At 72.3% G+C, this 9847-nt stretch carries 6 protein-coding genes; 2 read left to right on the top strand and 4 right to left on the bottom strand.

What is annotated here, in order from left to right:
- Positions 1-725 (top strand): WD40 repeat domain-containing protein (locus AOK24_RS26540; protein ID WP_420876695.1); only part of this gene is annotated, 725 nt, incomplete at its 5' end.
- A gap of 108 nt (positions 726-833) precedes the next feature.
- A complete protein-coding gene (locus AOK24_RS26535) occupies positions 834-2024 on the top strand; it encodes a DUF418 domain-containing protein (RefSeq protein ID WP_055722587.1) in 1191 nt (396 codons plus the stop codon).
- Between the two features lie 56 nt (positions 2025-2080).
- Here AOK24_RS26535 and whiA read toward each other — a convergent pair whose 3' ends face one another.
- From whiA to uvrC, 4 genes are read right to left on the bottom strand one after another with little or no spacing between them, the layout of a single operon-like run.
- Complete coding sequence (gene whiA / locus AOK24_RS26530) at positions 2081-5698, bottom strand: DNA-binding protein WhiA (protein ID WP_079056998.1); 3618 nt, start codon at positions 5696-5698, stop codon at positions 2081-2083.
- Positions 5689-6765 (bottom strand): gluconeogenesis factor YvcK family protein, encoded by a 1077-nt coding sequence (locus AOK24_RS26525; protein ID WP_055722586.1) that lies wholly within the window; start codon positions 6763-6765, stop codon positions 5689-5691. Before AOK24_RS26525 ends, whiA begins: the two co-directional genes overlap by 10 nt.
- The gene (gene rapZ / locus AOK24_RS26520; RefSeq protein ID WP_055722585.1) at positions 6762-7697 is read right to left on the bottom strand and encodes an RNase adapter RapZ; all 936 of its coding nucleotides are present in this window, start codon (positions 7695-7697) and stop codon (positions 6762-6764) included. Before rapZ ends, AOK24_RS26525 begins: the two co-directional genes overlap by 4 nt.
- Positions 7694-9772, bottom strand: a complete 2079-nt coding sequence (gene uvrC / locus AOK24_RS26515) for an excinuclease ABC subunit UvrC (protein WP_055722584.1) — start codon at positions 9770-9772, stop codon at positions 7694-7696. Before uvrC ends, rapZ begins: the two co-directional genes overlap by 4 nt.
- Between the last annotated feature and the right edge of the window lie 75 nt (positions 9773-9847).

Genomic DNA, 9847 nt, shown 5'->3' with positions numbered 1-9847 from the left:
CCGAGCCCGTCGTCGCCCTCGCCCTGGGCCCCGAGGGGCGCACCGTCCACGCCGTGCGCATCGAGTCCTCCGGCAACCTCCAGGCCGAGGTCTGGGACACGGCGACCGCCCGCCGCACCCGCGTCCTGCACGGCCTCCCCGGCCCCGCCCTGGCCGTCAGCCCCGACGGCCGGCTCCTCGTCGGCGACAACCGGGCCACCGTCCTGCCGGCCGGCCCCCCGGCCGACCGCGACCTCGTCCTCGGCGAGGAGATCACCACCCTCGCCTTCGGCCCCGACGGCAACCGGCTCGCCGCGGGCGCCGGCACCGGCCGCGTCGCCCTGTGGGACGGGCGGCTGTGGCGGCGCGCCGGCATCCTGCGCAACGCCTTCCCGCCGTCCCTCGACAGCACCCCGGAATCCGTCAGCGCCCTCGCCTTCAGCCCCGACGGCACCACCCTCGCCGTCGGCGGCAGCGCGGGCACCCTCCAGCTGTGGGACACCGGCACCCAGCAGCCCCTCGGCGCCCCCCTCACCACCCCCGGCGAGGCCGTGCAGACCCTGGCCTTCAGCGGCGACGGCACCACCCTGTACGCGGGCGGCGCCCACGTCCCCCTCCAGCGCTACACCGTCGACCCGCGCACAGCGGTCCGCACGGTCTGCGCACGCGCCGGCGGAGCCGGCCTGACGCCGGAGCGCTGGCAGACGTACATCCCCGACGCCCCCTACCGCAGGCTCTGCGGCTGAGCCCCCGGCGCCTGCGGGGGCCTGCGGGGGCCTGCGGGGGCCTGCCCCACCGGAGAACCTCGGGTGTACCGGCTCGTACCGTGCCCGCGCCGTTCCTAGCGTTCTCGCATGACGGAAAAGAGAACGGAAAAGCGCACGGAAAAGCGCACCCCACCCCGGTTACTGGACGTCGACGCGCTGCGCGGGTTCGCGCTGGGCGGCATCTTCGTCGTGAACCTCGTCTTCTTCGCCTCCGGCTACCCGTTCCACCTCGTCGCCGACCCGGCGCACGGCTCCTGGCTCGACCACGTCGCCGAGTTCGTGACCCGGCTGCTGTTCGAGATGAAGTTCTACCTGCTGTTCTCCTTCCTGTTCGGCTACAGCTTCACCCTGCAACTGGCCTCCGCGAGCCGGGCCGGCGCGAACTTCACCGCCCGGTTCCTGCGCCGGCTCGGCGGGCTCTTCGTCCTCGGCGGCCTGCACGCGGTGCTGCTCTTCCACGGCGACATCCTCACCACCTACGCCCTGCTCGGCCTCGTCCTGCTCGCCGTGCACCGCATCCGCCCGAGGACCGCGCTCATCACCGCCGGGGCCATCTTCACGCTCATGGCGGCCGGGCTGGCCGTGGCCGCGCTGGGCGGCTTCGACCTGGTCCCCGACGAAGCCGCCGCGCTCGCCGACGGCCGCGCCTCGACCGACGCCCTCGCCGGCGGCCCCGGCTCGGTGATCGGCGAACACCTGCGCTCGCTGCCCGTGATGGCCGCGAGCCTCGCGGTGCAGGGCCCGCTCTCGCTGGCCGCGTTCCTCGTCGGACTGGCCGCCGGACGACGGGAGTTCCTCGCCCACGGGGCCCGCGAGCACGCGGCCCTGCTGCGCCGCCTGGAGTTGTTCGGCTACCCGGTCGGGCTCGCCGGCGCGCTGGTCTTCGCGCTCGGCGGCGGCACCGTGAACCCGGCCGGGGTGGCGGTGTGCATCCTGACCGCGCCGCTCCTGGCCGGCGCCTACGCGGCCACCCTGCTGCGCCTGTTCACCACCCCGCGCGGCGACCGGCTGGCACAACTCCTCGCCCCGGCCGGCCGGATGGCCCTGTCGAACTACCTCACCCAGTCCCTGCTGGGCGTGCTGATCTTCACCGGCATCGGCCTCGGACTGACCGGGGACACCCCACCGGCGGCCGTACCGCTCGTCGCCGCCGCGATCTTCGCGGTGCAACTGGAGCTGAGCCGGCGCTGGCTCACGCGCTACCGCTACGGCCCGGTCGAATGGGCCCTGCGGGCCGTCACCAACGCGGAGCGCCCCCAAATGCGCCGTACCGAATAAAGAAGGGGGGCGGCCGTCCGAGGTACCGGACACCCGCCCCCGCCACGTCGTAGCGCCTACGGCGTGACCTTCCGCACGATCACCTCGCCCGTACCCACGGTTGTCTCACGGGTGTTCACCAGCCGTACCACGCCGACGAGTTCACGGCCCTCGGCCGCCGCTGCCGCCACCGTGACGGTCGCCGGCACCTTCGCCGAACCGCCTGTGCCGAGCTTCACCGGCGTCGAGGAGTCCACGGTGACCTTCCCGAGCACGGAGGAGAAGAACACGTCGTGGTAGTCGTACGCGGTCGAGCCGGACGGGACGCGGTAGGCGTGGACCTCGACGGTGTACGTGCCGGCCGCCGGGTTCGCCAGGGAGACGGACTCGTCGGCGGTGGGGCTCCCGGACTGGCCGACGACATTGCCCCGCGCGTCGAGGACCGTCAGGTCGAGGTCGGCCGCCTGGTCGGCGGCGCCCCCGATGGAGACGTCCAGCGAGGTGGCGCCCTCGGGCACCTCGACCGTGCTGCGCTGGGTGGCGCCGTCCGCGATGACCGGCCGCGTCGTCCGCGACGAACTGAGCCCGTCGCTCACCAGCCGACCGTCGACCGCCGCCATCCGGTTCGTCAGCGTCCAGGAGGTGGCGACGGGCTTGCCGAGCCCGGCCTCCGGCACGGTCAGCGGCGCCGGGTCGAAGGACGCGGCGAACGCGGACACCTTCAGCTCGTAGGGGTTGTCCAGCGAGGCCGACTTGCGGCGCGCGTCGACCGTGATCTCCCAGACGCCGGGCACGGGATCGGCGGAGGCGGGCAGGGCCGTGTCCGGGTCGTCGTCCGCGACGGTGATGCCGGTCGGGTCGACGGCCGTGAAGAACGTCTTGCTGCCCTCCTTCAGCCCGCCGAGCGCGATCTCCAGCGACTTCGTCCCCGGCGGGACGGTCACGAAGTACGACTTGTACGAGGCGCGCTGCACCGAGTCCGAGGCGCTGAAGGTGTAGTGCAGCGGTGTGGAGACGACGACGGTGTCGAGGATCTGCTTGTCGACGCCCGGTGTGCGGGGGTCGTCGACGTCCAGGAGCACGCTCTTGATGCCCGCGCTCCTCGGGGCGGCTCGGAGTTTCACGGTGACCGGCTTGCCGAGCGGCAGATCCACCCGCTGCGGGCCGACGACCGAGAAGGTGCGGTCCTTGTCGTTGACCAGGCGCAGGACGTGGGGGAGCGAGCCGGACGGCCCGGACGTGCGGGTGACGGTGATGGCGTACGTCTTCTTCTGCCCCGCCTTCAGACCGCCCTCGCGGTCATAGACGCCCCGGCCGAAGCCCGGCGTCTTGAGCTTCCCGGCGAGCACGGTGGAGACCGGGGCCTTCACCGTGTAGTCGTGGGCGTCGGCACCCGCCTCGATCGCCTTCCACGCGGCGGGTACGTCGATGAGGCCGGCGCCCTCCTCGTACGCCTGGACTCCCGCGATGTGCCGGGCGGTCGAGGTCAGCGCCGTGCGCAGCTTTTTGGCCGTCATCGCGATGCCCTTCTGCTTCGCGGCGCTCAGCAGCAGCGCGCTCGCGCCCGCCGCCTGCGGGGACGACAGCGAGGTGCCGTTGTACATCGCGTAGCCGGGCGGCAGCTTCCACCCCGACTCGGCGACGGACGAGCCGGGCATCCAGGCCGGGATCGTGCTGACTGCGGCCCCCGGAGCCACGAGGGCCGGCGCGAGACCGCCGTCCTCGGCGGGGCCGCGCCCGGAGAAGGTGAACACCTGGGCGGGACGGGCCACGGCGGCGCCGTAGTTGGCGGCGTAGGTCGCGCGGGAGACGCTCGCGCCCACGGCGATGACCCCGTCACCGGCGCTCAGGTCCCCGGTGGAGTTGGCGCCGGGGCCGGTGTTGGCGGAGGGGACGACGATCGGGATGTGGTACGTGGCGACCAGGCGGTCGTACACCGTGGAGAAGACGTCGTTGCCGTCGTTGAGCGCCAGGGGGCCGCTGATGGTCATCTCGACCAGGTCGACGCCATGGTTGGCGACGAGGTCGATCATGCCCTCGGTGATGGCCGTGTTGGTGCAGGACGTCAGGAAGGCGCAGCCCCGCGACGAGACGATCTTCGCGCCGGGAGCGGCGCCGTCCATCCTGCCGCCGAACAGGCCGTGACCGGCCATGACCCCGGCCACATGCGTGCCGTGCGAACCGGAGACGAGGCCGATGTTGACGAAGTCGGCCTTCTTGCCGACCCGGTCGCCGCCCATCGGGTCCATCGGCACGTCCTTGCGGATCTGCACGACGAACGGCTGGCGCTCGACGATCGGCGTGGCCGGGTCGTCGGTGCCGAAGTGGCCGATCTGGTAGCCGTCCTTGTACGGCTTCATCGGCGTGTCGTCGGTGAAGTCGCCGTCGCCGTTCACGTCGACGGTGACCGTGCCCGCCGCCGGGTCGTACAGGACGCCGAACGTGTCGGTCGTGTCGCCGTCGCGGTTCACGTCGCCGTCGGAGTGGCCCGGTGTGTCCGTGACCTTGCCCTGCGCGGTCGCGGACTCGTGGAAGACGCCGATCCGGTAGGAGCCCACCGGGGCTTTCCAGGTCTTCCCGCTGTAGTCGAAGGTCGGCCCGGTGACCGGGGCGGTCATCGGCAGCCAGGTGCCGTCGCCGTCGATGACCGGGTCCGTGGAGGTCACCCAGTCGACGATCTTGCGCTCACCGGTCGTCGTCCTCTGGAGGGCCGGGGTGTCGAGGTCGACGCCCGTGTCGAGGAGGCCGATGGTCACTCCCCGGCCGTCCGCCTTCGGGTGCTGCCGTACGAAGTCGACGGCGCCCGTCTCGAAGGTCGGCAGGTACGGGTTCTTCGCCGGGGTGTCCTTGCCCGGTCCGGGGTAAGTGGTCGTGGACGTGCGGGAGTTGACGCCGCGTTCGGAGGCCGGTGCCTGTTGGGGGATCGTGTCCCGGAGGTCGATGGCCTGGACGGAGGCGAGCCTCTCGGCGGCGGCGACGGCCGCCCGCGCCGACCTGCGCAGGTTCGCGTCGTCGAAGTTGGCGAGGCGGTTCGCGGTGGCGCGGACCTCGCGCCGCATCCGGCGCTCCTCCCAGGCCAGCACCGACTCGTGCGCGCCGAGCCTGGTCAGCAGCGCCCCGATCGCGTCGCCGTCGCGGACGACGACCCGGTCCACGCCCCGCACCTCGCGGGCCTTCGCCCCGATGGAGAGCCTGCGGGCGGCGCCGACCAGGGCGAGCGCGGCCTCGGGGCCCGGGCAGGTCACTTCGAGGGAGGAGGAGCGGCCCGGCTCGGTGAGCGAGCCGTGTGCCAGGAAGGCCCCGCGCCAGGCCGCCTCGGCGTCGCAGGTGGCCCCGGAGACGACCTGCGGGGGGAGCCCCCGGATCGGCCGGCCCCGCCCGTCCACGAGGCCCGTCTGGCGCGCGAGCTGATCGCCGCCGGCGACCACGCGCACGACGTACCGCGAACCCCTGCGCAGCCCGCCGGGCGCCATCACGATCAGCTCCGAGCTGTGCCCGAAGATCTCCAGGATGTCCCGCTTGAGCCGGCGGGCCGCCATCGCCGTGTCCAGCTCCGCCTCAATCACGATCCGCCCGCTCACCAGGTGCAGGCCGCCGGCGAACCGCAGGATGGCCGAGACCTCCGCTTTTCTGCAGCAGGTCCGGGTGACGGGGAGCCGGGAGATCTCGTCCTTCACCGCTGCCGTCATCGCCATGGGCCGATCCTTCCATGCATCCGAAAAATACGGTCGTACGCGGCGGCCAGCAGCTCCGGGTCGTGCCGCGGAGTCCCGTCGGGCCGGGCCACCGGCGCCAGCTCGACCGCGGCGCCGAACGGTTTGGCGGCGTCGGTCAGGGAATCGCGGTCGGGCACGGCGGCCTCGTCGGCCAGCACCACGTCCAGGGCGAGTTTAGGGGCGTGTCGCCCCAAAACCTCCAAATGACGCTGCGGTGAGAACCCGTCGGTTTCGCCCGGCTGGGGGGCGAGATTCAGCGAGAGCACCCGGCGCGCCTTCGTCTGCGTCAGGGCCTCCACCAGCTCCGGGACCAGCAGATGGGGCATCACGGAGGAGAACCAGGACCCGGGGCCCAGAACCACCCAGTCGGCGTCCCGGACGGCCTCCACGGCCTCCGGCACGGCGGGCGGGTCGTGCGGCACGAGGTGCACGGACTGCACCTCGCCGGGCGTCAGCGCGACCGTCGCCTGCCCGCGTACGGTGTCCACCTCGTCCGGCCGCGCCGGGTCGTGCCCCTTGACGAGGGCCTCCAGCTCCAGCGGCACCGCCGACATCGGCAGCACCCTGCCGTGCGCCCCGAGGAGCTTGCCGACCAGGTCGAGGGCCTGGACATGGTCCCCGAGCTGCTCCCACAGGGCGACGATCAGGAGGTTGCCGACCGCGTGGCCGTTGATCTCGCCCTGCGACTGGAAGCGGTGCTGGACGACCCTGGCCCAGGTCTGGCCCCAGTCGTCGTCCCCGCACAGCGCGGCGAGCGCCTTGCGCAGGTCGCCGGGCGGGAGCACGCCCAGCTCGTCCCGCAGCCGGCCGCTGGAGCCGCCGTCGTCGGCGACGGTGACGACGGCCGTGAGGTCGCCGGTGATCCGGCGCAGCGCGGCGAGCGAGGCCGACAGGCCCATGCCGCCGCCGAGCGCGACCACCTTGGGCTGCGCGCCCCTGCGGCGCGGTCTCGCCCCGCGCGCCTCGACCGGCCGCCCCGCCCGGCCCGACTGCCCCTCGGGCACCCCCCTGCGCAGCCGGCCCAGCCGCGGAGTACGTCCTGTCATTCCCGTCCCATGTCCCGGTGCACGACCACCGTCTCCACGCCCTCGGCCGCGAGTCGCGCGGCGAGCTTCTCCGACATCGCCACGGACCGGTGCTTGCCGCCCGTACAGCCGACGGCGATGGTCACGTACCGCTTGCCCTCACGACGGTAGCCCGCGGCAATCAGCTGGAGGAGTTCGGCGTACCGGTCGAGGAACTCCTTCGCGCCGGGCTGGCCGAGGACGTACGCCGCGACCTCCTCGTTCAGGCCGGTGTAGGGGCGCAGCTCCGGGACCCAGTGGGGGTTGGGCAGGAAGCGCATGTCGACGACCAGGTCGGCGTCCACGGGGAGGCCGTACTTGAAGCCGAACGACATGACCGTGGCCCGCAGCTCCGGCTCCTCCTCGCCCGCGAACTGGGCGTCCATCTTGGCGCGCAGCTCGTGGACGTTGAGGCTGGAGGTGTCGATCACCAGGTCGGCGTCCCCGCGCAGCTCGCGCAGCAGCTCGCGCTCGGCGTCGATGCCGTCGACGATGCGGCCGTCGCCCTGGAGGGGGTGCGGGCGGCGCACCGACTCGAAGCGGCGCACCAGCGCGTCGTCCGAGGACTCCAGGAACACGATCCTGCGGGTGACGTGCTTGGACTCCAGGTCGGCGAGGGACTCGCGGAGGTTGTCGAAGAAACGCCGGCCGCGGACGTCCACGACGACGGCGATCCTCGCGACGTTCCCCTGCGAGCGGGCGCCCAGCTCCACCATGGTGGGGATCAGGGCGGGCGGCAGGTTGTCGACGACGAACCAGCCGAGGTCCTCCAGGCACTTCGCGGCCGTCGAGCGGCCGGCGCCCGACATGCCGGAGATGATGACCAGCTCGGGGATCGCCGCGTCGGGGATCCCGGGCGCCGGTGTCTCGGTACTCACCTGTTCTTCTTCCTGACGCTTCTCGTGCTCGCTCATGGCTCCTGTCCCCGTTCCTCGCGTTCTTCGCGCACTTCGTCTTCCATGATCTCTCCCGTGGCCGTGTTGACGGCGGGTGCCGCCGGGGCCGCCTGTGCGAGAGTCACGGCGATGGTCTCGGCCGTCTTGCGGCCTATGCCCGGGACCTCGCAGATCTGGTCGATCGTCGCGGAACGCAGCTTCTTCACCGAGCCGAAGTGCTTGATCAGCGCCTGCTTGCGGGTCTCGCCGAGTCCCGGTACGTCGTCCAGCGGGCCCGCGCGGAACCTCTTGGCCCGTTTGGTGCGCTGATACGTGATCGCGAACCGGTGCGCCTCGTCGCGCACGCGTTGCAGAAGGTACAGGCCCTCGCTGGTGCGTGGCATGACCACCGGGTCGTCGTCGTCCGGGAGCCAGACCTCCTCCAGGCGCTTGGCGAGCCCGCAGACGGCGATGTCGTCGATGCCGAGTTCGTCGAGGGCGCGTTTCGCTGCCGCGACCTGGGGCTGGCCGCCGTCGACCACGAGGAGTTGCGGGGGGTAGGCGAACTTCTTGGGGCGGCCGTCTTCCTCGGTGAAGGCGTTGCCGACGGGGGCGTTGCCGATCGGGGTGTCGGGGCCGGTTGCCCTGTCGGTGCCCGCTGCCGTGTCGCCGCCGTCGGTTGTCGTGTCCTCGTCGGTCCACTCGCCGGTGCGCTCCTTCTCCGCGAGGTAGCGGCGGAAGCGGCGGGTGATCACCTCATGCATGGACCGGACGTCGTCCTGGCCCTCGAAGCCCTTGATCTGGAAGCGGCGGTACTCGCTCTTGCGGGCCAGGCCGTCCTCGAAGACGACCATGGAGGCCACGACGTCGTCGCCCTGGAGGTGGGAGATGTCGAAGCACTCGATGCGCAGGGGCGCGCTGTCCAGGCCGAGGGCCTCGGCGATCTCCTCCAGCGCGCGGGAGCGGGTCGTGAGGTCGGAGGCGCGCTTCGTCTTGTGCAGGATGAGGGCCTGCTGGGCGTTGCGCGCGACCGTCTCCATCAGGGCCCGCTTGTCGCCGCGCTGCGGGATGCGCAGGGAGACGGCGGCGCCGCGCCTGCCGGTCAGCCACTCCTGGACCGGCTCCACGGGGTCCGGCAGCGCGGGGACCAGGACCTCCTTGGGGACCGCGTCCCCGGTCTCCTCGCCGTAGAGCTGCTGGAGGGCGTGCTCCACGAGGCCCGCGGTCGTCACCGCCTCCACCCGGTCGGTGACCCAGCCGCGCTGGCCGCGCACCCGGCCGCCCCTGACGTGGAAGATCTGGACGGCCGCCTCCAGCTCGTCCTCCGCGACGGCGATCAGGTCGGCGTCGGTCGCGTCCGCGAGCACGACCGCGCTCTTCTCCATCGCCTTCCTGAGCGCCTCGATGTCGTCGCGCAGCCGGGCCGCCCGCTCGTACTCCATCTCGTCGGCCGCCGCCATCATCTGCTTCTCCAGCCGGCGCAGGTACGTACCCGTCCGGCCGGTCATGAAGTCGCAGAACTCCTCGGCCAGTTCGCGGTGCTCCTCGGCGGAGACCTTCTCCACGCACGGCGCCGAGCACTTCCCGATGTAGCCCAGCAGACAGGGCCGCCCCGTCCGCGCCGCGTTCCTGAACACGCCCGCCGAGCACGTCCGCACCGGGAACACCCTCAGCAGCAGGTCCACCGTGTCCCGGATCGCCCACGCGTGCCCGTACGGCCCGAAGTACCGCACGCCCTTCTTCTTCTGACCCCGCATCACCTGGACCCGCGGGTACTCCTCGTTCATCGTCACCGCGAGGTACGGGTAGCTCTTGTCGTCCCGGTACTTCACGTTGAACCGCGGGTCGTACTCCTTGATCCAGGAGTACTCCAGCTGGAGCGCCTCGACCTCCGTGGACACCACGGTCCACTCCACGGACGCCGCGGTCGTCACCATCGTCCGGGTCCGGGGATGCAGTCCGGCCAGATCCTGGAAGTAACTCCCCAGCCGCTGGCGCAGGCTCTTGGCCTTCCCGACGTAGATCACCCGCCGGTGCTCGTCGCGGAACTTGTACACCCCCGGAGACTCCGGGATCTCACCCGGCTTCGGGCGGTAGCTGGAGGGATCGGCCATACCCCCCACCCTACTGTCGCCGACTGACACTCAGGTGTCGCCGAGAAGTCGCCCAGCGGGGGTCCGGGGCGGGTG

Source organism: Streptomyces niveiscabiei (assembly GCF_001419795.1).
In the GTDB taxonomy this organism is placed as follows: Bacteria; Actinomycetota; Actinomycetes; order Streptomycetales; family Streptomycetaceae; genus Streptomyces; species Streptomyces niveiscabiei.
The sequence above is the reverse complement of the archived record's forward strand: the minus strand, read 5'-3'. Positions and strand labels throughout refer to the sequence as shown.

Bases quoted from the DNA above. Each gene is read 5' to 3' on its own strand.
- AOK24_RS26535 (WP_055722587.1), top strand. From the start codon at position 834: ATGACGGAAAAGAGAACGGAAAAGCGCACGGAAAAGCGCACCCCACCC.
- whiA (WP_079056998.1), bottom strand. From the start codon at position 5,698: ATGGCGATGACGGCAGCGGTGAAGGACGAGATCTCCCGGCTCCCCGTC.
- uvrC (WP_055722584.1), bottom strand. From the start codon at position 9,772: ATGGCCGATCCCTCCAGCTACCGCCCGAAGCCGGGTGAGATCCCGGAG.
- AOK24_RS26525 (WP_055722586.1), bottom strand. From the start codon at position 6,765: ATGACAGGACGTACTCCGCGGCTGGGCCGGCTGCGCAGGGGGGTGCCC.
- rapZ (WP_055722585.1), bottom strand. From the start codon at position 7,697: ATGAGCGAGCACGAGAAGCGTCAGGAAGAAGAACAGGTGAGTACCGAG.